General features: G+C 59.8%; 25 protein-coding genes and 1 tRNA gene. 18 read left to right on the top strand and 8 right to left on the bottom strand.

What is annotated here, in order from left to right; all coding sequences use genetic code 11:
- Positions 1-17 precede the first annotated feature (17 nt).
- From ACODTD_RS17425 to ACODTD_RS17415, 3 genes are all read left to right on the top strand, one after another.
- Positions 18-605 (top strand): sigma-E factor negative regulatory protein, encoded by a 588-nt coding sequence (locus ACODTD_RS17425; RefSeq protein ID WP_011332903.1) that lies wholly within the window; start codon positions 18-20, stop codon positions 603-605.
- 8 nt (positions 606-613) lie between these two features.
- The gene (locus ACODTD_RS17420; protein WP_011332904.1) at positions 614-1576 is read left to right on the top strand and encodes a MucB/RseB C-terminal domain-containing protein; all 963 of its coding nucleotides are present in this window, start codon (positions 614-616) and stop codon (positions 1574-1576) included.
- 206 nt (positions 1577-1782) lie between these two features.
- Positions 1783-3231, top strand: a complete 1449-nt coding sequence (locus ACODTD_RS17415) for a DegQ family serine endoprotease (RefSeq protein WP_011332905.1) — start codon at positions 1783-1785, stop codon at positions 3229-3231.
- A 78-nt stretch (positions 3232-3309) separates the two neighbouring features.
- On the opposite strand, the gene ACODTD_RS17410 is transcribed toward ACODTD_RS17415, so the two are convergent.
- The gene (locus ACODTD_RS17410) at positions 3310-4743 is read right to left on the bottom strand and encodes a M48 family metalloprotease (RefSeq protein WP_285356858.1); all 1434 of its coding nucleotides are present in this window, start codon (positions 4741-4743) and stop codon (positions 3310-3312) included.
- Between the two features lie 97 nt (positions 4744-4840).
- Here ACODTD_RS17410 and ACODTD_RS17405 point away from each other — a divergent pair, with 97 nt between their 5' ends.
- On the top strand, positions 4841-5080 hold the full coding sequence (locus ACODTD_RS17405; protein WP_011332907.1) for a sulfurtransferase TusA family protein: 240 nt from the start codon (positions 4841-4843) through the stop codon (positions 5078-5080).
- Positions 5081-5112: 32 nt separating this feature from the next.
- Positions 5113-6183 (top strand): AI-2E family transporter, encoded by a 1071-nt coding sequence (locus tag ACODTD_RS17400; protein ID WP_085700599.1) that lies wholly within the window; start codon positions 5113-5115, stop codon positions 6181-6183.
- A gap of 34 nt (positions 6184-6217) precedes the next feature.
- Here ACODTD_RS17400 and ACODTD_RS17395 read toward each other — a convergent pair whose 3' ends face one another.
- Together ACODTD_RS17395 and ACODTD_RS17390 are read right to left on the bottom strand one after the other, a co-directional pair.
- On the bottom strand, positions 6218-6691 hold the full coding sequence (locus ACODTD_RS17395) for a peroxiredoxin (RefSeq protein WP_011332909.1): 474 nt from the start codon (positions 6689-6691) through the stop codon (positions 6218-6220).
- 11 nt (positions 6692-6702) lie between these two features.
- Entirely contained in the window at positions 6703-7263 is a 561-nt protein-coding gene (locus tag ACODTD_RS17390; protein WP_007958014.1) for a glycine cleavage system transcriptional repressor, read from the bottom strand.
- Between the two features lie 313 nt (positions 7264-7576).
- Between ACODTD_RS17390 and dapA the strand changes: the two genes are divergently transcribed.
- The 5 genes from dapA (at position 7577) to ACODTD_RS17365 (ending at position 11270) form a co-directional block, all read left to right on the top strand.
- Complete coding sequence (gene dapA, locus ACODTD_RS17385) at positions 7577-8455, top strand: 4-hydroxy-tetrahydrodipicolinate synthase (protein ID WP_007958015.1); 879 nt, start codon at positions 7577-7579, stop codon at positions 8453-8455.
- 17 nt (positions 8456-8472) lie between these two features.
- On the top strand, positions 8473-9588 hold the full coding sequence (bamC, locus tag ACODTD_RS17380; protein WP_221615174.1) for an NlpB/DapX family lipoprotein: 1116 nt from the start codon (positions 8473-8475) through the stop codon (positions 9586-9588).
- A 4-nt stretch (positions 9589-9592) separates the two neighbouring features.
- Positions 9593-10354 carry an MBL fold metallo-hydrolase gene (locus ACODTD_RS17375; RefSeq protein ID WP_011332911.1) on the top strand — a complete coding sequence of 254 codons (762 nt, stop codon included), beginning with the start codon at positions 9593-9595 and terminating at the stop codon, positions 10352-10354.
- A 28-nt stretch (positions 10355-10382) separates the two neighbouring features.
- Complete coding sequence (gene purC, locus ACODTD_RS17370) at positions 10383-11096, top strand: phosphoribosylaminoimidazolesuccinocarboxamide synthase (RefSeq protein ID WP_007958019.1); 714 nt, start codon at positions 10383-10385, stop codon at positions 11094-11096.
- A gap of 84 nt (positions 11097-11180) precedes the next feature.
- Positions 11181-11270: transfer RNA gene (locus ACODTD_RS17365), tRNA-Ser, on the top strand.
- Positions 11271-11344: 74 nt separating this feature from the next.
- Here the strand turns inward: ACODTD_RS17365 and ACODTD_RS17360 are convergent.
- Together ACODTD_RS17360 and ACODTD_RS17355 are read right to left on the bottom strand one after the other, a co-directional pair.
- Positions 11345-12241: a DUF2950 domain-containing protein gene (locus ACODTD_RS17360; protein ID WP_489105048.1), complete on the bottom strand. Its 897-nt coding sequence runs from the start codon at positions 12239-12241 to the stop codon at positions 11345-11347.
- Positions 12238-13638, bottom strand: coding sequence for a DUF3300 domain-containing protein (locus ACODTD_RS17355; RefSeq protein ID WP_489105047.1), 1401 nt, complete (start codon positions 13636-13638; stop codon positions 12238-12240). The genes ACODTD_RS17360 and ACODTD_RS17355 overlap by 4 nt, the downstream gene beginning before the upstream one ends.
- 257 nt (positions 13639-13895) lie before the next feature.
- On the opposite strand from ACODTD_RS17355, the gene ppk2 reads away from it, so the two are divergent.
- Complete coding sequence (gene ppk2, locus ACODTD_RS17350; protein ID WP_285356870.1) at positions 13896-14720, top strand: polyphosphate kinase 2; 825 nt, start codon at positions 13896-13898, stop codon at positions 14718-14720.
- Positions 14721-14779: 59 nt separating this feature from the next.
- Here the strand turns inward: ppk2 and ACODTD_RS17345 are convergent, their stop codons facing one another.
- Positions 14780-14971 carry a YegP family protein gene (locus tag ACODTD_RS17345; RefSeq protein ID WP_011332915.1) on the bottom strand — a complete coding sequence of 64 codons (192 nt, stop codon included), beginning with the start codon at positions 14969-14971 and terminating at the stop codon, positions 14780-14782.
- A gap of 276 nt (positions 14972-15247) precedes the next feature.
- On the opposite strand from ACODTD_RS17345, the gene ACODTD_RS17340 reads away from it, so the two are divergent.
- From ACODTD_RS17340 to ACODTD_RS17315, 6 genes are all read left to right on the top strand, one after another.
- A complete protein-coding gene (locus ACODTD_RS17340) occupies positions 15248-16216 on the top strand; it encodes a glycosyltransferase family 2 protein (RefSeq protein WP_041475168.1) in 969 nt (322 codons plus the stop codon).
- Between the two features lie 3 nt (positions 16217-16219).
- On the top strand, positions 16220-16930 hold the full coding sequence (locus tag ACODTD_RS17335; RefSeq protein WP_011332917.1) for a class I SAM-dependent methyltransferase: 711 nt from the start codon (positions 16220-16222) through the stop codon (positions 16928-16930).
- Between the two features lie 20 nt (positions 16931-16950).
- Entirely contained in the window at positions 16951-17313 is a 363-nt protein-coding gene (locus ACODTD_RS17330; protein ID WP_011332918.1) for a GtrA family protein, read from the top strand.
- Entirely contained in the window at positions 17310-19406 is a 2097-nt protein-coding gene (locus tag ACODTD_RS17325; RefSeq protein WP_285356874.1) for a DUF6311 domain-containing protein, read from the top strand. Before ACODTD_RS17330 ends, ACODTD_RS17325 begins: the two co-directional genes overlap by 4 nt.
- A 73-nt stretch (positions 19407-19479) precedes the next feature.
- Positions 19480-20406 carry a LysR family transcriptional regulator gene (locus ACODTD_RS17320; RefSeq protein ID WP_011332920.1) on the top strand — a complete coding sequence of 309 codons (927 nt, stop codon included), beginning with the start codon at positions 19480-19482 and terminating at the stop codon, positions 20404-20406.
- A 57-nt stretch (positions 20407-20463) separates the two neighbouring features.
- The gene (locus ACODTD_RS17315; RefSeq protein WP_285356876.1) at positions 20464-20829 is read left to right on the top strand and encodes a 5-carboxymethyl-2-hydroxymuconate Delta-isomerase; all 366 of its coding nucleotides are present in this window, start codon (positions 20464-20466) and stop codon (positions 20827-20829) included.
- Between the two features lie 3 nt (positions 20830-20832).
- On the opposite strand, the gene ACODTD_RS17310 is transcribed toward ACODTD_RS17315, so the two are convergent.
- The gene (locus tag ACODTD_RS17310; protein WP_236192108.1) at positions 20833-21768 is read right to left on the bottom strand and encodes a LysR family transcriptional regulator; all 936 of its coding nucleotides are present in this window, start codon (positions 21766-21768) and stop codon (positions 20833-20835) included.
- 198 nt (positions 21769-21966) lie between these two features.
- Positions 21967-23151: a cyanate transporter gene (locus ACODTD_RS17305; RefSeq protein ID WP_489105046.1), complete on the bottom strand. Its 1185-nt coding sequence runs from the start codon at positions 23149-23151 to the stop codon at positions 21967-21969.
- A gap of 297 nt (positions 23152-23448) precedes the next feature.
- On the opposite strand from ACODTD_RS17305, the gene ACODTD_RS17300 reads away from it, so the two are divergent.
- Complete coding sequence (locus tag ACODTD_RS17300; protein ID WP_285356882.1) at positions 23449-25098, top strand: phosphoethanolamine transferase; 1650 nt, start codon at positions 23449-23451, stop codon at positions 25096-25098.
- Positions 25099-25213: the final 115 nt, after the last annotated feature.

Raw genomic sequence — 25213 nt, 5'->3', positions numbered from 1 at the left:
GCCAAGAGAGGAACGCCATGAGTCGTGAAGCCCTGCAGGAATCGCTGTCCGCAGTGATGGATAACGAAGCGGACGAACTGGAATTGCGTCGAGTGCTCAATGCACTGGACGATGTTGAAACCCGTGAAACCTGGGCTCGTTATCAGATCGCTCGGGCAGCCATGCACAAGGATCTGTTGCTCCCACGTCTGGATCTTGCTGCGGCCGTTTCTGCTGCGCTGGAAGACGAAGCAACTCCTGCCAAAGTGTCCCGCGGCCCATGGCGCAGCCTTGGTCGTCTGGCCGTAGCTGCCTCGGTGACCGTTGCCGTACTGGCGGGTGTTCGTCTGTACAATCAGGACGAAATCGCTGGCGTCGAACTCGCTCAGCAATCCAATCAGCCAGTGCTGGCTACCCCTCAGGTAAAAGGCCCGGCGGTATTGGCAGGCTATAATGAGAGTTCTGAAGCTACTGGCCCAATGGCCAATGGTGTACTGCAAGGTCAGCCAGGCTGGCACGATCAGCGTCTGCCAGGTTACCTGCGTCAACACGCTCAACAGGCTGCCTTGAAAGGCACCGAGAGCGCGCTGCCATATGCACGTGCAGCAAGCCTGGAAAACCGTTAAGGGGGATCATGCGCGCCATACCTCTACTTTCGCTTCTGCTCAGCGGCTGGTTCATTGTTCCAGCCCACGCCGACGAGGCTCAGGACTGGTTGACCCGCCTGGGCCAGGCCGAGCAGCAGCAAAGCTTTCACGGCACATTCGTTTACGAGCGTAACGGTAGCTTTTCTACCCACAACATCTGGCATCGCGTACAGAATGGCCAGGTCCGCGAGCGTTTGCTTCAGCTCGACGGTTCGGCTCAGGAAGTCGTGCGCATTGATGGACATACTCAATGCGTCAGCGGCACTCTGATTGCGGGGCTTGGGGATTCTCCCAATTCCGCCGCTCGCCCTCTCGATCCCCAAAAGCTGAAGAACTGGTATGAGCTTGCCGTCATTGGCAAGTCACGTGTGGCAGGACGCGAAGCGGTGATCGTATCGCTGACGCCCCGTGATCAGCACCGCTACGGCTTCGAACTGCATCTGGACAAGGAAACGGGTCTGCCGCTCAAGTCGCTGCTGTTGAACGACAAGGGGCAGTTGCTTGAGAGGTTCCAGTTCACGCGGCTGGATACTTCTGAAATTCCGTCCGATAAAGACCTGCAAGCCAACTCCGATTGCAAGACAGTCACTCTCGACAGCGACAAGGCTTCTGCGGTCAAGACCGCACAGGTCTGGCGTTCTGACTGGCTGCCTCCTGGCTTCGAACTCACCAGTAGTTCCTCGCACAAGGATCCGGAAACCAAGACCCAGGTCAACAGCCTGATGTATGACGATGGTCTTGCCCGCTTCTCTGTTTTCCTGGAGCCGCTGAATGGCGCAACCGTCACCGATACCCGAACTCAACTGGGCCCGACCGTTGCCGTATCCCGTCGTTTGACTACGCCTCAAGGCGAAATGATGGTGACGGTCGTCGGCGAGATTCCAATCGGGACCGCCGAACGGATTGCCCTGTCGATGCGCAATGATGGCGCTGCAACCAGCAAGCAGTGAGCTGATTCCAGCTATCTCCACTTCGTCGTCGAGACGTGAAATGTTTGCTGAGCATTTTCATTTGCAAAACACCCGAAAATTTTTTATAGGTCAGAGCCTCTCGGCTCTGGCCTTGTTTGTTGTTCCCGGAACAAAAATGCCGGCCTGTGGTTTCCGGTGTTCCTTGCTCCATATCGCTTAACCCTGCTCGTCGTAACGGGAGCTGTATGTCGATACCAAGCTTGAAGTCTTATCTCTCCATTTTCGCCACGGTGCTGGTGCTCGGTCAGGCTGTTCCTGCAGTCCATGCGGCTGAGGCGGCCAGCCCGGCCAACCTGCCGGATTTCACCCAGCTGGTCGAACAGGCCTCGCCTGCGGTGGTGAACATCAGTACCACGCAAAAGCTGCCGGATCGCAAAGTGAACCAGCAAATGCCCGACCTGGAAGGCTTGCCGCCGATGCTGCGCGAGTTCTTCGAGCGCGGCATGCCGCCGCAACAGCGTTCTCCGCGTGGTGATCGCCAGCGTGAAGCGCAGTCGCTGGGGTCGGGCTTTATCATTTCGCCGGATGGCTACATCCTGACCAATAACCATGTGATCGCCGATGCCGACGAAATCCTCGTCCGTCTGGCTGATCGCAGTGAAATGAAAGCCAAGCTGATCGGCACCGACCCACGCTCCGACGTGGCGCTGCTGAAAATCGAAGGCAAGGATCTGCCAGTGCTGAAACTCGGCAAATCCCAGGACCTGAAAGCCGGTCAATGGGTGGTGGCAATCGGTTCGCCATTCGGCTTTGATCACACCGTGACTCAAGGCATCGTCAGTGCCGTCGGTCGCAGCCTGCCGAATGAAAACTACGTGCCGTTCATCCAGACCGACGTACCGATCAACCCGGGTAACTCCGGTGGCCCGCTGTTCAATCTGAACGGTGAAGTGGTCGGGATCAACTCGCAGATCTACACCCGTTCCGGTGGCTTCATGGGCGTGTCGTTCGCCATTCCGATCGACGTGGCAATGGACGTTTCCAATCAGCTGAAAAGCGGCGGCAAAGTCAGCCGTGGCTGGTTGGGCGTTGTCATCCAGGAAGTGAACAAGGATCTGGCCGAGTCGTTCGGTCTGGATAAACCGGCCGGTGCACTGGTCGCACAGATTCAGGATGACGGCCCGGCTGCAAAGGGCGGCCTGCAAGTGGGTGACGTGATCCTGAGCATGAACGGTCAACCGATCGTCATGTCTGCTGACCTGCCACATCTGGTGGGTGCGTTGAAGGCTGGCGCCAAGGCCAACCTCGAAGTGATTCGTGACGGCAAGCGCAAGAATGTCGAGCTGACTGTCGGCGCCATTCCAGATGAAGACAAGGAACTGGATGCTCTGCCGAAATCTGGTGCTGAAACCAACAGCAATCGTCTGGGGGTATCGGTTGCCGAGCTGAGCGCCGAGCAGAAGAAAACCTACGACCTCAAAGGTGGTGTGGTGATCAAGGAAGTGCAGGACGGTCCTGCAGCCCTGATCGGTCTGCAACCGGGCGACATCATCACCCACCTGAACAATCAGGCCATCGGTTCTTCCAAGGAGTTCGCCGAGATCGCCAAGGCGCTACCGAAAAACCGTTCGGTGTCGATGCGCGTTCTGCGTCAGGGCCGTGCCAGCTTCATCACGTTCAAACTGGCTGAATGATCCAGTTGTCCAAGCAGTAAAAAAAACCGCCTCGAAAGAGGCGGTTTTTTTGTATCCGGAATTTGTCTCGGCGCGGGCTTAACCCATCATGTCCTTGACCATACGCTCTTGCTCCATCAGCTCGCGCTGACGGGCATCGATACGCGACGACAGCGGGAAGTTGCTGCCGGCCTTGCGTTTGGCGAAGTCCAGTTGCTGGATGGCCTGGCGATAATCGCCGACCAGCGCGAAATACTCGGCACGGGCCTGATGCAAGCCAATGATATTGCCGGACAGTCCGCGGGTTTCTGCAACCTGGTACCAAACGTCTGGATCGTCCGGACGCGATTTCAACAAGCCCTCGAGTGCCTTCTCCGCATCGGCGGTTCGGTTCTGTTTCAGCAGCAGATCGACACGCACCTGATTCAGCGGATAGTTGCCAGGATACTGGCTGAGCATCCGGTCAACCCGGGACTGAGCATCGGGCAGTTTGTTGTTGGTGATGTCCAGGTCGATCTGCGCGAGGTTGTAGATGATCTCGTTCGGCGATTTCTCCAGCAGTTGCTTGAGATTCTCCCGTGCTTCGTTCAACTGACCACCCTTGATCTGGGCGATCGCCAGACCATAGCGAGCCACGTCGTTTTTAGGGTTCTCATCCAGTTGCGCGCGGAAGCGCTTGGCACCAAGGCCCGGCGTTTCTTCATAGGTCAACTGCACCCGCGCCCGGATCAGTTGGTAGCGCTTGCTGTCTTCGATACCGCCGGGTTTAGCCTGTTCGGCGCGGTTGCGGGTGTCGGCGATCCGCGATTCGGTGACCGGGTGGGTCAGCAGGAATTCCGGCGGTTTGGCATCGAAGCGGTACTGGCGCATCAAACGCTCGAACATGGTCGGCATCGAGCGCGGATCGTAGCCGGCCTTTTCCAGGTTGAGGATGCCGATGCGGTCGGCCTCCTGCTCGTTCTGGCGCGAGAAACGTCGTTGTTCCTGAATTGCTGCCGCCTGGGTACCGGCAATCGCAGCAATCCCGGCATCGCCTGCGCCTGCCGCGGCGATCACGATGCCGGCCAGCAGCGCCGCCATCATCGGCACCTGCATCCGCTGGGAAGCCTCGACGCCACGGGCGAAGTGGCGTTGGGACAAGTGCGCCAGCTCGTGAGCCAGTACCGAAGCATATTCGCCCTCGGTCTGGGCATTGAGGAACAGGCCGCCATTGACCCCGACAATCCCGCCCGGTGCCGCGAATGCGTTCAGCTGCGGGCTGTTGATCAGGATGAATTCCAGGCGTCGGTCATTGACCTGGCTGGTTTCCACCAGCTTATAGACGCTGGATTCGACGTAGTCTTTGAGCTGTGGATCGTTGAGCTGCGAAACCTGGCTGCGCAGCAACGCCAGCCAGGCGCGACCCAATTGATATTCCTGTTGTGGCGAGACGATGGCAGAACTGGCGTCACCGAGTGACGGCAGGTCGTCGGCGAAGCCCGGTGAGGCGAGCAGGCAAGCGAGCGTCAGCAGGGTAGGGCGCAGAAATGTCATGCACAAAGCCTTAGTCGACAAAGACCTTACTGTAGCCGGACACCGGGCCTGCGACCAGATATTCTAGGCAGCCTGACCACCTGATCCGGAGTGACGCATGACCGACGCTGTAGCCCATGACTGTGAACTGGACGCCAGTGGCCTGAATTGTCCGTTGCCGTTGCTCAAGGCCAAGATGGAGCTGAACAAGCTGCCTAGCGGCGCGATACTCAAGGTAATTGCCACGGACGCAGGCTCGCAACGCGACTTTCGCACCTTTGCCAAGTTGGCCGGTCATACGCTGCTGCGTGAAGAAGACGAGGCGGGTGTCTACCGTTACTGGCTGAAAAAAGCCTGAAACCGACCGCGTAAATGACCTAAGGAAAATTGATGTTCAAAGTGTTGCGCGACTGGATTCAGCGCTACTTCTCCGATGAGGAAGCAGTGGTGCTGGCGGTTTTGCTGTTTCTCGCCTTCACCGCGGTGCTGACACTGGGCGGAATGCTTGCGCCGGTGCTGGCCGGGATGGTGCTGGCGTATCTGATGCAGGGGCTGGTGGTCACGCTCGAACGTCTGCGCGTGCCCGGAGGGGCGGCGGTCGGTCTGGTGTTTGCGCTGTTCATGGGCGTGCTGATGGTGTTCATCGTCGTGGTGCTGCCGCTGCTCTGGCACCAGTTGATCACCCTGTTCAACGAGTTGCCGGGCATGCTCGCCAAGTGGCAATCGCTGCTGTTGCTGCTGCCCGAGCGCTACCCGCATCTGGTTTCCGACGAGCAGGTGCTGCAAGCGATCGAAGCGGCGCGGGGCGAGATCGGCAAGTTCGGCCAGTGGGCGCTGACGTTCTCGTTGTCGAGCTTGCCGCTGCTGGTGAACATCATGATCTATCTGGTGCTGGTGCCGATCCTGGTGTTCTTCTTCCTCAAGGACCGGGCAATGATCGGCGAGTGGGTGCGCGGCTATTTGCCGCGCGAACGGGCGCTGATCACCCGGGTTGCCGAGGAAATGAACCGGCAGATCGCCAACTACATTCGCGGCAAGGTCATCGAGATCGTGATTTGTGGTGGCGTGACCTACATCGCGTTCGTCGCGCTGGGGCTCAATTATGCGGCGCTGCTGGCCCTGTTGGTGGGCGTGTCGGTGGTGGTGCCGTATGTCGGGGCGGTGGTGGTGACCGTGCCAGTGCTGCTGATTGCGCTGTTCCAGTGGGGCTGGAGCGATCAGTTCATCTATCTGATGGCGGTCTACGGGATCATTCAGACCCTGGACGGCAACGTGCTGGTGCCGTTGCTGTTTTCCGAAGCGGTCAATCTGCACCCGGTGGCGATCATCTGCGCGGTGCTGTTGTTCGGCGGGCTATGGGGATTCTGGGGCGTGTTCTTCGCGATTCCGCTGGCGACCCTGTTCAAGGCAGTGCTGGATGCGTGGCCGCGCAAGGAGCCGGCGGTAGCGCCGCTGCTTTGAAAATGAAACGGCGCCCGCAAGGGCGCCGACAGCATCAGGCCTTGTTCAGCGCCTGAGCAGCAGCCAGCACTGCATCGACATGTCCTGGCACCTTAACGCCGCGCCATTCCTGACGCAGTACGCCGTTCTTGTCGATCAGGAACGTGCTGCGATCAACGCCCAGGTATTCCTTGCCGTAAAGTTTCTTCAGCTTGATCACGTCGAACAGCTGGCAGACGGCTTCGTCCTTGTCGCTGATCAACTCGAACGGAAACTCCTGCTTGCACTTGAAGTTCTCGTGGGACTTCAGACTATCGCGAGAGATGCCGAAGATTTCCGTGTTGGCAGCCTTGAACGCTGTGTATTGATCGCGAAAGCCTTGGCCTTCGGTGGTGCAGCCCGGGGTGCTGTCCTTCGGATAGAAGTAGATCACCACTTGCTTGCCCTTGAGGGCCGACAGGCTGACAGTCTGCCCGCTGGTGGCAGGTGCTTCGAAATCCGTAACCGGTTGGTCGATGACAACGGCCATGTAAAGCTTCCTTACATTGGGTTCTGTGGGCGCCAAGGTTCGATCAGTGCATCCAGGTTCATGGCGTCGGCGAAATCCAGGAACTGGTCACGCAGCCAGCTGATCTGGGTGCCGGCGGGCAGGGTCACGGTGAACGTGGCGTTCAGCATGGTGCCGCCGGTCTGCGGTGCCTGATAGGTATCGCACGTCAGGTTTTCCAGCTCGACGTTGTGATCCATGAAGAACTGGCACAGCTCGTTGATGATGTCCGGACGGTACGCCGAAGACACGTAAGCCACGTACGGCAGGGCTTGCGGACGGTTTTCCAGGGCGGCGCTGCGCACCACATTGACGGTGAACGCATGACGCTTGGCCAGCACGGGCAGGCTGCCTTCAAGGCGAGCCAGTGCGTCCCAGCTGCCGGAGACTTCGAGCACCAGCGCGCTGCACTCGCCGTGGCGGGTCAGGCGCGAGGTGACCACCGCGCAGCGGTTTTCATGGCTGGCGCGGCACAGGACGTTGGTCAGCTCCATGGGATTGGCGCCGAGGGCACTGATGACAAGGAATTGTTCGCGAACTGTGGGGGTGGACATGCAGCATTCCTAAAGCGATGAGCGGTCGGTAGGGAGAGGGCGTTGATTGCCGGGGCAATGCCTGTCCGGAAGACCCGATTCGTGTGGCGCTACGGCTCCATGAACAAGCAAGCGTACGGCAACGACACTGGAACGGGGCCCGGGAGGCCGAAACGGGAGACTGGAACCCGGCGTACAAGCTGATCAGTACCGATCAAAGTCTGAAGGGTAGCGAAAAGCGGCGCCAAGGGGAATGGCGGCACAGTACTTCGCTTGTGCAAGCATCTTGGCGCCAGTACCATTACCGCTCTCTTTTTCCGGCAGGAGCGGTTTCATGATTGCGGGCAGTATGGTGGCACTGGTCACACCCATGGATGCACAAGGGCGTCTTGACTGGGACAGCCTCAGCAAACTCGTGGACTTCCATCTCAAGAACGGCACCCATGCCATTGTCGCGGTCGGCACCACCGGCGAGTCGGCAACCCTTGATGTAGAAGAACACATCGCCGTCATCAAAGCCGTGGTCAAACAGGTTGCCGGTCGTATTCCGGTGATCGCCGGTACCGGCGCCAACTCGACCCGCGAAGCTGTCGAGCTGACCCGCAATGCCAAGGAAGCCGGCGCCGATGCCTGCCTGCTGGTAGTCCCGTACTACAACAAGCCGACCCAGGAAGGCCTGTACCAGCACTTCAAGCACATCGCCGAAGCGGTCGACATCCCACAGATTCTCTATAACGTTCCCGGCCGCACCTCCTGCGACATGCAGGCCGAGACCGTGATCCGCCTGTCCACCGTGCCGAACATCATCGGCATCAAGGAAGCTACCGGCGACCTGAAACGTGCCAAGGCGATCATCGACGGCGTGAGCAAGGACTTCATCGTGCTGTCCGGCGATGATCCGACCGCCGTAGAGCTGATCTTGTTGGGCGGCAAGGGCAACATCTCCGTCACCGCCAACGTCGCGCCACGCGAAATGGCCGACCTGTGCGAGGCCGCGCTCAAGGGCGACGCCGAGACCGCACGGGCCATCAACGAAAAACTGATGCCACTGCACAAGGACCTGTTCATCGAAGCCAACCCGATTCCGGTGAAGTGGGCTTTGGTCGAAATGGGCCTGATGCACCAAGGCATCCGCTTGCCGCTGACCTGGCTGAGCGCTCCTTGTCATGAAACGCTGCGCTCGGCCCTGCGCCAGTGCAACGTCCTGGTTTAATTGAGGAAGTACAACGCATGAAGCGAATGGCCGGACTTTCCGCACTTGCCTTGATTATCTCCAGCACCAGTGGCTGCGGATGGATCTGGGGCCCGGAAGGTTATTTCCGTGACCGTGGTAGCGATTACCTGGAAGCGCAACAGACTGCACCGATGCAACTGCCACCGGACGTCAGCACCTCCAAGCGCCTGGATCCGTTGCTGCCGATCCCGCGCAACGTGGCCGACGACACCGCCAAGGGTGAATACATCGTTCCGCGCCCTCAACCGCTGTCGACCGTTGCCGATGCCAGCGACTACTCGCTGCAGAAGAGCGGTGATTCGCGTTGGGTCATGGCCCAGCATCCACCGGCCGAAGTCTGGCCAGTGGCGGTGCAATACTTCCAGGACAACGGTTTCCGTCTGGATGAACAGCGCCCGCAAACCGGCGAATTCACCACCACCTGGCAGCATTCCGACGAACTGTCCGCCGCCATGGCCAAGCGCCTGAGCGCCGCCGGCGTCAGCACCGACAGCGAAACCCGCGTGCGGGTACGCATCGAGCCGGGCGTGCAGCGCAACACCAGTGAAGTCTACGTGGTCAGCGCCGAGCGTCCTGCCGGCAGCACCGCCGATGTGGCCTTCACCAACCGTTCGGTCAACACCGGTCTCGACGCTGCGCTGGTCGACGACATGCTCGCGAGCATGAGTCGTACTTCCGAGAAGGGTGGTTCGGTGTCGATGCTGGCTTCGCGTGATTTCGACACCCCGAGCCGTGTCAGCCTGAGCGAAGACGGCAGCGGCAACCCGGTACTGAACGTCGGTACGGACCTGGATCGTGCCTGGTCGAGCGTCGGTCGTGCGCTGGAGCAGGGTGAATGGCGCGTTGAAGACATCAACCGCAGCCTGGGTCTCTACTACATCAACTTGTCCGAAAAGGCCGAGAAGAAAGACGAGAAACCTGGTTTCTTCAGCAGCCTGTTCGGCAGCGCGCCGACCAAGGAAGAAGTTGAAGCTCGCGCCGAGCGTTATCAGGTTCGCCTGAGCAAGGTCGGCGAGAACGTTCAGGTCACCGTCGAGAAAAACATCAACACCGTTGCGCCGGCCGATGTGGCCCGCAAAGTGTTGAGCGTGATTCAGGACAACCTGGGCTGATCCAATGCGTTTTGCCGTTCTCGGCAGCGGTAGCCAAGGGAACGGCACGCTGATCGCCAGTGCTGATACGTATGTGCTGGTGGATTGTGGTTTTTCCCTGCGGGAAACCGAAAAACGCCTGTTGCGCCTGGGTGTGAACCCGGCGCAACTGAGCGCGATACTTGTAACCCACGAACATGCCGACCACGTGCATGGCGTGGGTTTGCTGTCTCGGCGCTACAATCTGCCTGTCTACCTTAGTCGCGGCACACTGCGCGGGATGCGCAAACCGATTGAACCTGCCGGTTTCGTGACCGGTGGCGAGCAGTTGCAGATCGGTGCTCTGAACATCGGGGTCATTGCCGTGGCCCATGATGCACAGGAACCGACCCAGTACGTATTCAGCGATCAAGAGCAGCGGCGCTTCGGCCTGCTGACCGACCTGGGTTCATACTGCGAGCGGGTGCTGGACGGCTATCGGGACCTCGATGCGTTGATGATCGAGTCCAATCATTGTCGCGACATGCTGGCCCGTGGTCATTACCCGTACTTTCTCAAGCAGCGGGTGGGCGGCGAGCTGGGGCATTTGAACAACCATCAGGCGGCATTCCTGGTGGCCGAGTTGGGCTGGCAAGGCCTGCAACACCTGGTCCTGGCCCATCTGAGCAGCAAGAACAACCTGCCGCAGCTGGCCCGGCAATGTTTTGTCGACACCCTCGGGTGCGACCCGGACTGGCTGCAACTGGCCGATCAAGATTCAGGGCTCGACTGGCGCCACATCGCCTAGCCCATCTACTTAGCAAGCGGAGCCCATCATGGAAAAACGTGAAGAACTCTACCGCGGCAAAGCCAAATCGGTTTACAAGACCGACGACGCTGACCGCTTGATCCTGCTGTTTCGCAACGACACTTCGGCGTTCGACGGCAAGCGCATCGAGCAGCTCGACCGCAAAGGCATGGTGAACAACAAGTTCAACGCCTTCATCATGCAGAAACTCGAAGCGGCCGGCATTCCGACCCAATTCGACAAACTGCTGGCCGACAACGAAGTGCTGGTGAAAAAACTCGACATGATCCCGGTCGAGTGCGTCGTGCGTAACTACGCCGCCGGCAGCCTGGTCAAGCGTCTGGGCGTCGAGGAGGGCATGAAGCTCAACCCGTACACCTTCGAACTGTTCCTGAAGGACGACGCCAAGGGCGACCCGTTCATCAACGAATCCCACGTCGTGGCATTCGGCTGGGGCACTGCCGAGCAACTGGCACGCATGAAAGAACTGTCGCTCAAGGTCAACGAAGTCCTGAGCAAACTGTTCGACGACGCCGGCCTCTTGCTGGTGGACTTCAAGCTTGAGTTCGGCGTGTTCAGCGACGGCTCCATCGTCCTGGGCGACGAGTTCAGCCCGGACGGCTGCCGTCTGTGGGACAAGGACACCAAGAAGAAGATGGACAAGGACCGCTTCCGCCAGGGCCTCGGTGACGTCATCGAAGCCTACGAAGAAGTCGCCAACCGTCTGGGCGTACCGCTTTAATCGACGCAAGCATCTGATAGCACGGAAAAAATTTCGTCTGGGGGTTTCCCATTCAGCGAAAGTGTTGTTATGATGCGCGCCGTTGGAGAGATGCCAGAGTGGCCGAATGGGACGGATTCGAAATCCGTTGTACCTTCACCGGTACCTAGGGTTCGAATCCCTATCTCTCCGCCATACATAGAAAAAGCCCCGTAGCTGAGAAGCTACGGGCTTTTTCGTTTCCGATCCCGCCTAATTCGATACCCCAACTACTTCTGCCCCAAATCCACCACCTCCCAACTATCATCCGGATCAAACCGCTTCATCGCCTTCGCCACTTTCTCCCCATCCGGCCCGAGGTCCTTCTGAAACACCTGGCCCTCATGGCTGATCATGAAGCTCATCACTCCGGTGTCGGCATACTTCGCTGGCCACGCGATTAAGGCGAACCCGCGACTCATCTTGTCTCCAATCAGATAGCTGTAAGCGCCGCCCGGGGCTGACGGGCCTTGGGCGTCGAGGATGCGGAAGTGGTAGCCGTGCCAGTCTTCGTCGTTGATGGCCTGGCCGAAGGCCGGGCCGAGTGGGCTGATCTGGCCGCTGTCGTCTTCTGGCCAGTAGAGGCCGTCGTGTTTGCCGGGGGAGCTGAAGATTTTCTGTGCGTATTCGAGGGCGCCGTCGCCGTCGCGGTCTTCCGAGGCGTAGTCCATTTGCGCGTCGTGATAGGCCAGCGCCGATTGCACTGCCGCCAGTTCGTTACGGCCGATGCGGCGGGCGCGGATTTCGACCTGGGCGGCTTTCATGTCGAAGCGCCAGCCGGTTTTGTCTTTGATGAGCGGGATGGGCAGCGTCCAGTGATCGGGCCCGACGGAGAGCACGGCCTTGCTGTCGCCGGTCTTTTCCAGCGTGTGCTGTTCGCGGTATTGCTGCAGGAAGGCATCGACATCGCTGCGCTGCACGCCTTCACGGGGAATGAAACTGTGCCATTCCTCGCCCAGCAATTCCGTCAGGCGTTTTTGGTCGGCGTGTTGCGTGCCGAGGGCTTCGACGAAAGCTTCAGCAGCTTTTTCCGGGGTTGGAAATACCTGCTGGGCCAAGGTGAGGCTCGAAAATGCGAGGCCGGCCGCGAGGGTCAGGCAGCTCCTGAGCAGAGAATGAATGTTCATCGACGGCCACCTCCTCTCTGACGCATGCCCCCGCCGGATGGCCGGCTGATCTGATGTCCGGCGGCACGTGAGGGGTTGGGACGTTGCGCAGAAATCTGGCTGGCCCGGCCGCGATCAGCCTGGACTCGGGTCTGTGACGGGGAGCGCGCGCCGGCGAAGGCGTTGTTCCGTGCGCTGCCTGCTGCGGGTCGGGCTTGAGATGCACGGGTATCACGTTGATTCGCGCCCGGTTGCCGCGCTTCCCGCGTGTTGCCTTGAGCGCGGTCGGCGGCTCTGGGTCTGTCCGCGCCGCCTTGCATGCGATTGCCAACATTGGCGGATTGCGCTTCGCGGACTTGATTGCGGGCTTCCCGATTGCTGGTGGCGGGGCGTTCGAAACCGGCTCTGTCCATCGAACTGCGCGCCCGTTCGCGGGCCTGCGCCCGCTGCGCGTTGTCCCCGCGATAGGCGTCACGCTGAGCCGCGCCGTCCAGCTGCCGGCCATACTGGGCGCGACTGCGGTTGTCACGATAAGGCACGCCATCGCGATGCACGGTGTTGTGCTGCCACTTGTTCTGGTTGTTGGTGATCCGGTTGTTGGCGTTGATGTTGTTGTAACGGTTCACATCGATGTCGATATCGTTGTTGCCCCAATCACAGTCGCCCCACAACGATGCGACGACTGCCACGCCCGTACCGAAGGCCAGCCCGGCTACCAGTGCCTGACCCGGGTAGTAAGCGGGTGGCGGCGGGTAATACACCGGCGGCGAGGCGGGATAAGGCCAGGTGCCATAAGTGGTGGTCGGGTTATAGGTCGGGACGTAGACCACCTGCGGATCGGCGGGCTGAATGATGATGGTCGTGTTGTCGGCCGGCTTGGTTGTCCCGGCAGAGATGGGCGGCGTTACGTTCTGCACTGTCACATTCTGATATTGATTGCTCTGCAGATTGCCCGCCGCCTGGGCCTGACGCCGCAAGCGCTGAACGCCGGCCATGAGTTCGTCAGGCTGGGCCAGGAAGGCATCCCCCAGACGCTGCACCCAGACCGGATCCTGACCCAGTGTCGCCAAGACCTGCGGGAACGCCACCAAGGCCTGCACGCTCGGATCCCACGTCTGGCTGGCCACTTGCTTGACCGCATTATCGCCCTTGGCGTCCGGATGCGCCTTGGACCAGGCTGCGGCTTCGGCGACTTCTCCCGGATAGGTGGCGGCCATCAGCACTTGAGCGAGCAGTGGATCGGGATACAGGGCAATTGACGCGAGCATCTGGTCGAGCTGCTCCGTGGTAAACACGGCATCTTTGGTCGCAGCGCTGGCAGCCGTCGGGGCCGCAGGCGCATCGGCGGCCTGCAACAAGAGCGGTGCAGCGCTCAAGGCGAGCAGGAGCGACGCGGCACGCAAGAGCGAACTGTGCATGACCTTTTCCCCACATCCAGATGGCAGGTTTGCATCCAGCGAGACATCCACGGCCAACATCGGACGCTGCGCCGTGAAGGAGGATGGTTGGCGATTGGCGTTCCGTCAAAAACTGCACAGGCTTTTTCGAAATAAGCACGTTGTCTGTGACTTACTGCACGTTTCCTTGCGTTTTGCGATAAATGACTAAACTTTCCGGTTCCAGGCCATGCATTGCCAACGAGCCTGGCTGTCGTTCCAACCCGAGAGGTCTGGTCATGGCAAAGGGAAAGAAGAAAGACTCGCCCCGAGAAAAAACTGACGAACATACAAAACTGTCGAACAAGAACTACCTTGCCGAGCTGCGCCGCCTGCATATCGAACTGGTGAAAATGCAGGAATGGGTCAAGGCCGAAGGCATCAAGATCTGCATCATCTTCGAAGGCCGTGACGGTGCGGGCAAGGGCGGCACGATCAAGGCGCTGACCGAGCGGGTCAGCCCGCGGGTGTTTCGCGTCATCGCGTTACCGGCGCCGACCGATCGCGAGAAGAGCCAGATGTACATGCAGCGCTACTTGCCACATTTGCCGGCGGCCGGCGAAGTGGTGATCTTCGATCGCAGTTGGTACAACCGTGCCGGCGTCGAGCGGGTGATGGGTTTTTGCACGGACAAGGAGGTCGACAAGTTCCTCAAAGCCGTGCCGCTGGTGGAGCGCGCAGTTGTCGGTTCGGGGGTGATCCTGCTCAAGTACTGGCTGAATGTCAGTCAGGAAGAACAGACCCGGCGCTTGGAGGCGCGCATTGTCGACGGGCGCAAGATCTGGAAGCTGTCGCCGATGGACCTCAAGTCCTACAGCCGCTGGTATGACTACTCCCGGGCGCGGGACGACATGATCGAAGCGACCGACACCGATTACGCACCGTGGCTGGTGGCCGACTCGAACGACAAGCGCAGGGCGCGGCTCAATATCATCTCCGACCTGCTCAGTCGCATCCCCTATAAAGAGGTGCCGCGAGAGAAGGTGACATTGCCCAAGCGGCAGAAACCGGGGGGATACAAAGAGTCGGATTATCCCTTCAGGCACATTCCCGAAAGATTCTGAAGCAACTTCAGAAGTCGCCGGAGCTGCCAACTCAGGCAGCCCGGCGTCCTGGACAGTCCTCAGATCTCCTTGACCGGGGTCTCTCCCTGCACACTCTTGATCAACTCGATCACATGCAGACAATCCGCCTTGTTCACATACGATTCGCCACTGGCGACCGTCTCGTGGTTGCCCGCGCGTAGCCGCCAGCGCCATTGGCCCTTGCCGGTGCTCGGGGTGCCTTTGGATTGCCTGTAAATCTCGAAATACATTCAGTTCGCTCCATGCGATTTATGTGCGACAGCCTGTGTGACGCCTCGACGCAAGCCTAGCGGAGCGAGGGTGTTTGGCTATCGGGGATTTGTTTCCAATCGTTCGTGAATGTTTCTGGAAGGCGCGGGCCAGAGCGCAGGGATCGTCCTCCGGATTGGCCGGAACGCCCTCGTTTCACCCTTGCATGACGTTCCGGGCTGCTGCTTAATACGGAGCGGCTCATGGCGTCGAACAGCGTTCGGCGACCGACAATCACTATAAGAAAGAGCAGTCCATTGACCCATCCGCACGGAACGCAACACGCGGGCCCGGTGAAGTTGTCGCTGGTGATCCCCGTATTCAATGAAGAGGACAGCCTCGACGGTTTTCTCCTGCGCATTCGTCAGGTTTTCGAGCAAGAGACGCTGGTCGAACTGGAACTGGTGTTCGTCAATGACGGCAGTTCCGATACAACGCTGGAGCGCTTGCTGAACTGCCAGCAGAGCGACTCGCGCATCCGTATCGTCGATCTGAGCCGCAATTTCGGCAAGGAAGCGGCGCTGTCCGCCGGTTTGCAGACGGCCACCGGGCAAATCGTGGTGCCGATCGATGTCGATCTGCAGGATCCGCCCGAGGTCATCCTGCAAATGATCGAGCGCTGGCGCGAAGGGTTTGAAGTGGTGCTTGGCCACCGCATCAGTCGGCGCAACGACTCCTGGGCCAAGCAGACTTCCGCCGGTTGGTTCTATCGCCTGCACAACAAAATTGCCGAACAGGCATTACCGGAAAACGTCGGTGATTTCCGGCTGATGGATCGCTGCGTGGTCGACGCGCTGCTGACACTGCCCGAATCCCGACGCTTCATGAAAGGCCTGTTCGCCTGGGTCGGATTTCGCACCACCCAGGTCGAGTACGAACGCCCGGAGCGGGCGGCGGGGCAGAGCAAGTTCAATGGCTGGCGGCTGTGGAATTTCGCCCTGGAGGGCATCACCAGTTTCAGCACCGAACCGTTGCGGATCTGGACGTATCTGGGAGCGCTGGTCTCTCTGGTGTCGTTCGCCTTTGCGATGTTCATTGTGGTGCGCACGCTGATCCATGGCGTCGACATGCCCGGTTACGCCTCGCTGATGGTTGCCGTGACGTTTCTCGGCGGTTTGCAGTTGATTGGCATCGGTGTGCTCGGCGAGTATCTGGGCCGCACTTATATCGAAGCGAAGCGCCGGCCGGTTTTCCTGGTGCGCCGCATCTACGAATCCAAGGACTGACAGATGGATCTCAAGGAAACCGACATCCTCGGCGACAGCATCGGCGAACATTGGTATTACTGCTCCAAAGCGGCCGCGACCCGTCGTTTGCTGGGTGAAGCGCCGATCCAACGAATTCTCGACGTCGGCGCCGGTTCAGGATTTTTCTCCCATCATTTGTTGACCCACACGGCGGCGCGCGAAGCGTGGTGCGTGGACATCAGCTACCCGGCCGATTCGAGCGCCATCACTGCTGGCAAACCGGTGCATTACCGCCGGTCCATCGACACCGTGGACGCTGATCTGGTGTTGCTGATGGATGTACTGGAACACGTCGAAGACGACCTCGGCCTGCTCAAATCGTACGTCGACAAGGTACCGTCCGGCAGTCGCTTTCTGATGACCGTGCCGGCGTTCCAGTTCATGTGGAGCGGGCACGATGATTTTCTCGAACACAAACGTCGCTACACCCTGGGGCAATTCGAGGCTCTGGCGGGTGACGCCGGATTGACGGTGGAGCGGGGCGCCTATTACTTCGCAGCGGTCTTCCCGCTTGCGCTGGCGTCGCGCCTGTTACCCGGCGGCGCTCGAGAGGCGGCCCCGCGTTCACAGCTGAAAAAACATCATCCGTTGGTCAATACACTGCTCAAAACCCTGTGCAGTCTTGAGTTGCCGTTGATGGGCATCAACCGTGTGGGCGGTCTGAGTGTGTTCGTGCTGGCGCGCAAGCCGTGACGATACCCCGGAGATCCGCTTTGATTCAGCGCGGCCTGCGCTTCGCCGTAACCGGCCTGTTCGTCACGGCGCTGCATGCTTTGGTGGCGGTGCTGTTCATCAACTTCGTCAGTCCCCAGCCGCCGTTGGCCAACGGCGTGGCTTTTGCCGTGGCGACGGTGGTGTCCTATGTGATCAACACCACCTGGAGCTTTTCTGCGCGCCTGCACGGCAAGACCCTGCTGCGCTTTCTGATGGTTTCGGCGGGCGGCTTTCTGTTGGCGATGTTCGTGGCCTGGGCGGCGCAGATGGCCGGGCTGCATTATCTGGCGGGTATCGGTGCGGTGGCGCTGACGATTCCGGCGTTCACGTTCGTACTGCATAACTTCTGGACGTATCGATGAAGGATTCACGCGAGCAGCCGGCTCTATTTCTATTGCCCTTGTTATTGGGTGTTCTGGTGTTTTTTCTGGTGGTCGGGCCGCAGGCGCTGAACCCCCAGAACATCGCCTGGCTGGAGCAGGGCGATCCGGCGACGCATTATCTGGGCTGGGCATTTTTCCGGCATGCGCCGTGGACATTTCCTCTCGGGCTCAACCCGTACTATGGGTTGGAGCTGGGCAGTGCGATCATTTTTTCCGACTCCATTCCACTGCTGGCGCTGTTGTTCAAACCATTCAATGCCTGGTTGCCGGACACCTTTCAGTATTTCGGTTTGTGGCTGTTGGCGTGTTGCGTGTTGCAAGCCTGGTTTGGCTGGAAACTGATTGGGCTGATGACGGCCAATCCCTTGATTCGACTCCTGGGTGCAGGGCTGCTGGCGTTCTCGCCAGCAATGTTCTTGCGCATGGGCGGGCACCTTTCACTGGCCGGCCATTTCCTGATCCTGGCCGCGCTGTACCTGACGTTGCTGCCAAATCTACGCCGACGGCGCCTCGCCTGGGGAGCCTTGCTGGCGGTGACGGCATGGGTGCACGCCTACCTGCTGGCCATGGTTGCCCTGATCTGGGTGGCGGATCTGCTGGGCAAGACTTTCAATCAGTCTTTGAGCCGGCGTCAGGGGTTGATCGAGGGCGGTACGCTTTTCGCTCTGGTGAGCGTGTGTTGCTGGCAGGCCGGTTACTTCAGCATTGCCGATGGTGCGGCCTCCGGCGGTTTTGGTTTGTACCGGATGAATCTGCTGTCGCCTGTCGACCCGGCTGGCTGGTCATTGATCCTGCCCGATCTGCCGAAGGGGAGTGGGGACTACGAAGGTTTCAACTACCTTGGCCTGGGCGTTCTCTTGTTGATGCCGCTGGCGCTGATAGCCTGGTTTCGGAACCGCCAATCGCTGAACCATCAGGTGCGCGCACGTCCATGGCTGTTGATGGCCCTGTTTGGTTTATGGCTGTTCGCGCTGTCGAATCAGATCGGCATCGGGGCGTGGAACCTCGGTTATCCGCTGCCGAAAAGTCTTGTCGCGCTGGCCAATATCTTTCGTGCCTCGGGCCGGATGTTCTGGCCGGTTCTGTACGTCTGCATCCTGGCTGCGATTTTTCTGGTGGCGCGCGGTTATCGACCGCGTATCGCCATCGGTCTGCTCGCGGTGGCGCTGCTGATCCAGGTCGCCGATAGCCGCAACGGCTGGATGGGGCTGCGGCAGGGAAAATCGGTGGCACCTTCGTCGGTCTGGGCCAGCCCGATGAAGGATCCGTTTTGGGCAAGTGCCGCTGCGCGTTATGCCAATGTCCGCAGCCTGATGCCACAGAACCAGGGTGAGCGTTGGCAGATGATTGCCGGTTTCGCAGCGACTCACGGGATGAAAACCGATGCGGTCTATCTGGGACGCATGAGCACTTCGGCGCTGGCGCGGGCACAGCAGAAAGCACGCGCGATGCTCGATTCGGGGCAATACGACGCGGACTCTTTGTACCTGCTGGACGACGATGCGCTGGTCGATGCCGCCAGAACCATCAACAGTGAAACCGATCTGCTGACACGCGTGGATGGGGTCGCGGTGCTGGCGCCGGGCTGGAAACGCTGTGTGCAGTGTCTGTCAGTACAGGATGAGGGGCGGCGGATGTCACTGATCCCCCTCACCCGCCCGGGACAAACGCTCACCTTCAATTATCGAAATCGACAACTGGCCAGCGGCTGGTCGACGCCGGAAAGCTGGGGGACGTGGACGGAAGGGCAACAGGCGAAGATCGAATTGCGGGTGTTGCCGCCGGCGCGTTCGATCGTGATCGACGCATTGGCATTCATCCAGCCCCGGCACCCCGGCCAGCGGGTGATCGTCAGTCTGAACGGCCAACAGGTACTGGATACCCGTTTGACGCAGTTTCAAGGCAATCGCCTGGAAGTTCCGATCAGCGCCGCGCTCAACCAGCGCCTCGGCAATGATGACCGGCTCGATATCGAATTACAGTTGCCGGATGCCGTCAGCCCTCGGCAGCTAGGTATCAACGACGATTCGCGGATGATGGGCCTGGGGCTGAAGACGTTGACGGTGCAATGACGCAGCGTTTCGATGGACGCCGCCCCCGCGGCCTTTCTACACTGCCCGCAATCTGGGGATCGGGGGGCAATGGATGAACCGCAATGAACTACGCAAGGCCGACATCAACCTGATGGTGGTGTTCGAGACCTTGATGCTCGAACGCAACGTGACCCGGGCCGCCGAGAAGCTGTTTCTCGGCCAGCCGACCATCAGCTCGGCGCTCAATCGTCTGCGCACCATGCTTAACGATCCGTTGTTCATCCGCGTCGGCCATCGCATGGAACCGACCGCCCGTGCCGAAGACATCTATCGCCATCTCAAGCCTGCGCTCGACTCGTTGTCGGTGGCCCTTAGCCTGACCCGGGATTTCGATCCCGCCGTCAGCACCATGACCTTTCGCATCGGGCTGTCGGATGACGTCGAATTCGGCCTGCTGCCACCGTTGTTGCGCGCCTTGCGCCAGGAAGCGCCGAGCGTGGTGTTTGTGGTGCAGCACGTCGATTACTGGCGGATTCCCGACCTGTTGGCCGCCGGCGACATCACCGTCGGCATCAGCCAGACCCGCGGCCTGCCGGCCAACGCCAAGCGCAAACTGCTGCGGCACATTCAGCCGAGCATCCTGCGCGCCGACAAGTCCGACACGCCACTGACCCTCGATGAATATTGCGCACGACCGCACGTCCTGGTTTCCCACACCGCCAATGTCAGTGGCTACGCCGATGAGTGGCTGGCGGACATCGGTCGCACCCGTCAGGTGGTGCTGTCGGTGCCGCAGTACAGTTCGTTGCCGGCGCTGCTGGCCGGCACCGATCTGATTGCCAGCCTGCCGGACTACACCGCCGACGCCATGGCCGCTTCCGGACTGCTGTTCAAGGAGCCGTTCCCGTTCAAGACTCCGACCCTCGATCTGTCGATGGTCTGGCTCAGCCACGTTGACAGCGACCCGGGCGAGCGCTGGCTGCGTTCGCGGCTGGAGCAATTCATGAGTGAGCGGCCGGTGATGTCGTCGCTGGAGTGAGTCAGGCATTGCTGTGTTATATGTACGACCTTTCCGCCGAACCACTGGAGCACCGAGATGCCGCACCTGCACCTGGAATACACCGCCAACCTGCCGCAACTGAACGCCGATGTTGCGTTGATCCGGCTCAACAACACCCTGGTGGGTTCCGGTCAATTCGGGGCGGAATTCGATATCAAGAGCCGTGCGTTCAAAGTTGAAACCTTCAAGGTCGGCACCGCCATGAACGAGCGCGCCTTTGTCGCGGTCAGGCTGGCGCTGCTCAGCGGGCGTTCCCCGGAAATCAAGAAGCAACTGTCGCAGAGCCTGTTGGCGGTATTGCAGGAATTGTGCGAATGGCCGGCCGGGGTCGAGGTGCAGTTGAGTGTGGAACTGCTCGACATCGACCGCGAGTCCTACAACAAGACCGCCATCGGCGTGTAGGACTCAGGCCGCTTCCAGCTCCGCGCAGGTCTTGATGACCTGCTCGCGCAACCAGAGGTTGGCGCTGTCCTGATCGACGTTGTGACTCCACTGCATGTCGAGGGTGAACCCCGGCAGACCGTTCGGCGCCTCGCAGTGATTGAACACCGCGTCGTTGGTCAGCAAACGCTGAATGCGCCGGGGCAGGGTCAGGATGAAATCGGTGCCGGTGATCATCTTCAACGCCGCGCTGTAACTGTTTGAACGGGCGACGATCTGGCGTTTCTGCGCCTGGCGCGCCAGCCAGCCGTCGACCATGTTGGTGGTCGACGTCCACGGTGTCGGGAACACATGCCGGCGTTCGGTGAAGGCTTGCAGGCTGAGGCGCGGCTCAAGCGGTGTGGCGCGTTTGTCGAAGACGCAGACCAGGTCATCTTCCAGCAACATCCTTGATTTCAGGTCGGCGTGGCTGCGATGGAAGTGCGGGCCGAAACAGATCACCAGATCGAGGCTGCCATCGCGCAATTCTTCGACCGGCACGTCGGTTTCGAACTTGTGCATGTTGACCATCACCGGTAAGTCATCGAAGTCGAAGCGTTTCAACATTCGCGGCAGGATCAGTTGTTCGAAGTATTCCGGTGCGCAGATGTTGAAGGTCACCGGTTGTGCCATCGGGTCGAAGGTCGGGGCGCCGGCGTGGCACAGGTTGATGCTTTCGAGGATTTTCTGCACATGGCCGTACATGCTGCTGGCCTTGTAGGTCGGGCGCATGCCCGTGCGGGTGTTGACGAACAACTCGTCCTCAAAACTGGTGCGCAGTTTTTTCAGGCAGTAACTGACGGTGGACTGGCTGACGAACAGCGCCTCCGACACATCGGTGACGCTGCTTTGCTCATACACGGCGACAAACACCATGAGATCCTGCATGTCGAGCTTTCTAAGCAAGTTACTGTTCAGCATCCGTTCTGTCTCGCTGTGCTCCTTGCGCCGAATCCGCGCAAACGTGTGCGCATGATCGTAACGGAACGATGGTGCCAGGACAAAGCCCTGTAGGACTTTTCACGGTCAGTTGTGGGACAGAAAGTTTTAGTAACACGACGTACACAATCAAACCCGGAAAAGGTGGCCAGAAGCCTTTATCCAGACGGCTCGGCCAGATTAGTCCATGTGTTGCGCGTAATGCCGTGGGTTGAAGCGCAGCACCATCAGCAACATAAGCACCATCACTGCCGTCAGTGACCACCAGGCCCACTCGAAGCTGCCCAGTCGATCGCGAACCACCCCGGCCATGAGCGGCGACAGCCCGGCAATCAGGTAACCGATACCTTGTACGAATGCGGTCAGACCGCCGGCACGCTGCGGTTCGTCGAGATGATCAAGGGACACGATCAGGCTCATCGGGAACAGTCCGCCGATGCCCAGCCCGAGCAGGCAGGGCCACAGTAGGCTCAGGTGCTGCGGGCTGAGGATCAGCCCCAGAAATCCGGCGATGATCAGGCCGAGCAGTGCCCCAAGCACCAGACGTCGGTCACGGCTGCGATTGGCGATGGCCGGCACCACCAGCCCGGAAATCACCTCCATGGCCGTCAGAAAACCCAGCATCAGACCGGCATTTTGTTCGCTCCAGCCCTTTTCCACGTAGTACGGTGCCAGCCAGGCGAGCACGCAGGTGTAGGACGCGGTGCCCAGACCGAAGAAGATCGCGAGCAACCAGGCGCGGGAATTCGTGATGAAGGATTCTTTTCTGACGACGGCCCGGGTGGTGTCCGGTGGTGTGGCACGGGTTGCCCACCACACAGGAATGGCGAGCAGTGCCAAAACCGCCCAGACGGCAAGCCCTGCCCGCCAGTTACCGGTTTGCATCAACACCCACGGTGCGAACGATGCGGCCAGTGCCGCGCCGCCCATGATCGAAGTGACGTAAAGCCCCATGCGCAGCGCCACGTTGTCGGGAAACCGCGATTTGATCAGCGCGGGCATCAAGGCCTGGATCAGGGCAATGCCGATCCCGGCCAGCACGGCGCTGGCGATCAATCCGCCCGCCGAGTCGAGAAACAACCGTGACAGCGTCGCCAAGCCAATGATCAGCAACGACAGCAGTACCGTGCGCTGTTCACCGAGGCGCCGACTGACCTCCATGCCGAAAAACATCGCCAGCCCCATCGCCATCACCGGCAGCAGGGTCAGCAATGCCGCGAGACTGAAACTCAGCGCCATATCGCCGCGAATGGCCGAGAGCAAGGGCCCGACCGCCGCCATCGACGGGCGCAGGTTGAGGGCGACCAGGATGATGCCGAGTATCAGCCAGACAGCGGGGCGGGCAGTGGCGCGTACGTTTTCCATCGTCAGACCTTTGAACCAGGGGCGGTCGATTAGGCGGGCAGGCGAGCGGGGTGGCAAATCAGAAAGTCGGGAGCGGTATCGAGAAATTCGATACGGTCCCTCGTCGCCAGCGACTGAACCACAGCTGAACCATTCTCAAATACTCCAAAAGTTTCATGGTTATTTCATGGGCCAACTAATCGTTGGCTTCTTTTTCACAAAAAATTGATGGTTGCGTGCTTAAAGTTTGTGCGGTCTGAGTCAATGAAATTTTCACAATTGACGACGGCACTTCTATCAAGGAAATCGCCCCTCGCCATGCTCAAGTTAAAAGCCGTGCGCCCGGAATGGGTGACGTTGTTTGCCAGCGCCTTTCTTTTGGCCGGATTCAATTTCGTTCTCTGGCAGCACCTGTTCGATATCACTGCTGCGGACGGCAAGGGCATTGCCATGCGTATTGCGTTCGGGGTGATGATCTTCGCGGCGTATAACATCGTGCTGACGTTGCTGGCGTTTCGACCCGTGTTGAAACCGGTGTTGACGTTGTTGTTCATGGTCAGTGCCGGCGTGGCTTATTTCATGAGCCAATACGGGGTCATGATCGATGCCGGCATGTTTCGCAACTTTGCCGAAACCAACGCCACGGAAGTTCGCGACCTGCTGTCTTTGAAGTTGCTCGCTTATATCTTTTTTCTGGGTGTCTTGCCGTCCTGGTTGTTGTGGAAAGTTCCAGTCAATTATCGTCGCTGGCATCGCGAGTTATTAAGTAAAGTTGTGGTGAGTGTCGCGTCGGTTGCAGTCATTGGCGGCGTGGCGCTGGCCAATTATCAAGGGCTGTCGTCGCTGTTTCGCAATCACCACGAAATTCGCTTGATGCTGGTGCCGAGCAACTACATCGGCGCCTCGGCCGGTTATCTGCGTGAGCAGGTGGCTTCGGTGCATCAACCGTTCGTCACAATCGGCGAAGATGCCCAGCGCAACGCCGCCGTGCAGAACCATCCGCGCAAATCCCTGACGGTGCTGGTGGTGGGGGAAAGTGCCCGGGCGGAAAACTTCGGCATCCTTGGTTATGGCCGCGACACCACGCCGAAACTGGACAAGGAAGCCGGCCTGATCGCTTTCACCGACGTGCATTCCTGCGGCACGGAAACCGCCGTGTCGGTGCCGTGCATGTTCTCCAACATGGGCCGCAAGGATTACGACGCCAGCAAGGCGAAGAATGAAGAAGGGCTGCTGGACGTGCTCAAGCGTGCCGGGATCGACGTGATCTGGCGCGACAACCAGTCCGGCTGCAAGGGCACCTGCGATCGCGTCACCCTGCAGGATGTCAGCAATCTGAAAGACCCGGCGCTGTGCGCCAACAGCGAATGCCGCGATGAAATCCTCTTGCAGGGCCTGCAAAGCTTCATCGATCACCTGGACAAGGACACCGTGCTGGTCCTGCATCAGATGGGCAGCCACGGCCCGGAGTATTTCAAGCGTTATCCAAAGGAATACGAACACTTCACTCCGGTATGTGAGAGCAACGCACTGAACAATTGCAGCCGCGAGAGCATCGTCAACGGTTACGACAATACGTTGGTGTACACCGACCATGTGCTGTCGAGCCTGATCGATGTGCTGCGCAGCAATCAGGACAAGGTCGATACCGCCATGCTGTACCTGTCCGACCACGGCGAGTCGTTGGGTGAGTACAACCTGTTCCTCCACGGCACGCCGTACATGCTGGCGCCGGAGCAGCAGAAACACGTGGCGATGCTGGCCTGGTTCTCCGACAGCTATCAGAAGTCCTACTCGGTCGACACCCATTGCCTGCAAATGAGCCGCGACAAGCCACTGAGTCAGGACAACCTGTTTCACTCGATGCTCGGTCTGCTGGAAGTGCAGAGCAAGGTCTACCAGCCCGATCTGGACATGTTTGCCGGCTGCCGGGGCGCGGTGATCGACGGGGTGTTGGCCAAGGACTGAGCCGGCAGACTCACTCTGTAAGACTATTCTTTCCCACAGGCAGGAGATTTCATCAAGCTCTTGCCCTGTAGAGGCGCGGAAAGCGCCGGTGGCGATATATACTGCGCGCCATTCT

Source organism: Pseudomonas sp. FG35, assembly GCF_057809295.1.
This window is presented reverse-complemented; position numbering and strand designations above follow the sequence as displayed.

What these genes read in the sequence shown, in the direction of transcription:
- ACODTD_RS17425 (WP_011332903.1), top strand. Translation starts at nt 18, where the DNA reads ATGAGTCGTGAAGCCCTGCAGGAATCGCTGTCCGCAGTGATGGATAAC.
- ACODTD_RS17420 (WP_011332904.1), top strand. Translation starts at nt 614, where the DNA reads ATGCGCGCCATACCTCTACTTTCGCTTCTGCTCAGCGGCTGGTTCATT.
- ACODTD_RS17415 (WP_011332905.1), top strand. Translation starts at nt 1,783, where the DNA reads ATGTCGATACCAAGCTTGAAGTCTTATCTCTCCATTTTCGCCACGGTG.
- ACODTD_RS17410 (WP_285356858.1), bottom strand. Translation starts at nt 4,743, where the DNA reads ATGACATTTCTGCGCCCTACCCTGCTGACGCTCGCTTGCCTGCTCGCC.
- ACODTD_RS17405 (WP_011332907.1), top strand. Translation starts at nt 4,841, where the DNA reads ATGACCGACGCTGTAGCCCATGACTGTGAACTGGACGCCAGTGGCCTG.
- ACODTD_RS17400 (WP_085700599.1), top strand. Translation starts at nt 5,113, where the DNA reads ATGTTCAAAGTGTTGCGCGACTGGATTCAGCGCTACTTCTCCGATGAG.
- ACODTD_RS17395 (WP_011332909.1), bottom strand. Translation starts at nt 6,691, where the DNA reads ATGGCCGTTGTCATCGACCAACCGGTTACGGATTTCGAAGCACCTGCC.
- ACODTD_RS17390 (WP_007958014.1), bottom strand. Translation starts at nt 7,263, where the DNA reads ATGTCCACCCCCACAGTTCGCGAACAATTCCTTGTCATCAGTGCCCTC.
- dapA (WP_007958015.1), top strand. Translation starts at nt 7,577, where the DNA reads ATGATTGCGGGCAGTATGGTGGCACTGGTCACACCCATGGATGCACAA.
- bamC (WP_221615174.1), top strand. Translation starts at nt 8,473, where the DNA reads ATGAAGCGAATGGCCGGACTTTCCGCACTTGCCTTGATTATCTCCAGC.
- ACODTD_RS17375 (WP_011332911.1), top strand. Translation starts at nt 9,593, where the DNA reads ATGCGTTTTGCCGTTCTCGGCAGCGGTAGCCAAGGGAACGGCACGCTG.
- purC (WP_007958019.1), top strand. Translation starts at nt 10,383, where the DNA reads ATGGAAAAACGTGAAGAACTCTACCGCGGCAAAGCCAAATCGGTTTAC.
- ACODTD_RS17360 (WP_489105048.1), bottom strand. Translation starts at nt 12,241, where the DNA reads ATGAACATTCATTCTCTGCTCAGGAGCTGCCTGACCCTCGCGGCCGGC.
- ACODTD_RS17355 (WP_489105047.1), bottom strand. Translation starts at nt 13,638, where the DNA reads ATGCACAGTTCGCTCTTGCGTGCCGCGTCGCTCCTGCTCGCCTTGAGC.
- ppk2 (WP_285356870.1), top strand. Translation starts at nt 13,896, where the DNA reads ATGGCAAAGGGAAAGAAGAAAGACTCGCCCCGAGAAAAAACTGACGAA.
- ACODTD_RS17345 (WP_011332915.1), bottom strand. Translation starts at nt 14,971, where the DNA reads ATGTATTTCGAGATTTACAGGCAATCCAAAGGCACCCCGAGCACCGGC.
- ACODTD_RS17335 (WP_011332917.1), top strand. Translation starts at nt 16,220, where the DNA reads ATGGATCTCAAGGAAACCGACATCCTCGGCGACAGCATCGGCGAACAT.
- ACODTD_RS17325 (WP_285356874.1), top strand. Translation starts at nt 17,310, where the DNA reads ATGAAGGATTCACGCGAGCAGCCGGCTCTATTTCTATTGCCCTTGTTA.
- ACODTD_RS17320 (WP_011332920.1), top strand. Translation starts at nt 19,480, where the DNA reads ATGAACCGCAATGAACTACGCAAGGCCGACATCAACCTGATGGTGGTG.
- ACODTD_RS17315 (WP_285356876.1), top strand. Translation starts at nt 20,464, where the DNA reads ATGCCGCACCTGCACCTGGAATACACCGCCAACCTGCCGCAACTGAAC.
- ACODTD_RS17310 (WP_236192108.1), bottom strand. Translation starts at nt 21,768, where the DNA reads ATGCTGAACAGTAACTTGCTTAGAAAGCTCGACATGCAGGATCTCATG.
- ACODTD_RS17305 (WP_489105046.1), bottom strand. Translation starts at nt 23,151, where the DNA reads ATGGAAAACGTACGCGCCACTGCCCGCCCCGCTGTCTGGCTGATACTC.
- ACODTD_RS17300 (WP_285356882.1), top strand. Translation starts at nt 23,449, where the DNA reads ATGCTCAAGTTAAAAGCCGTGCGCCCGGAATGGGTGACGTTGTTTGCC.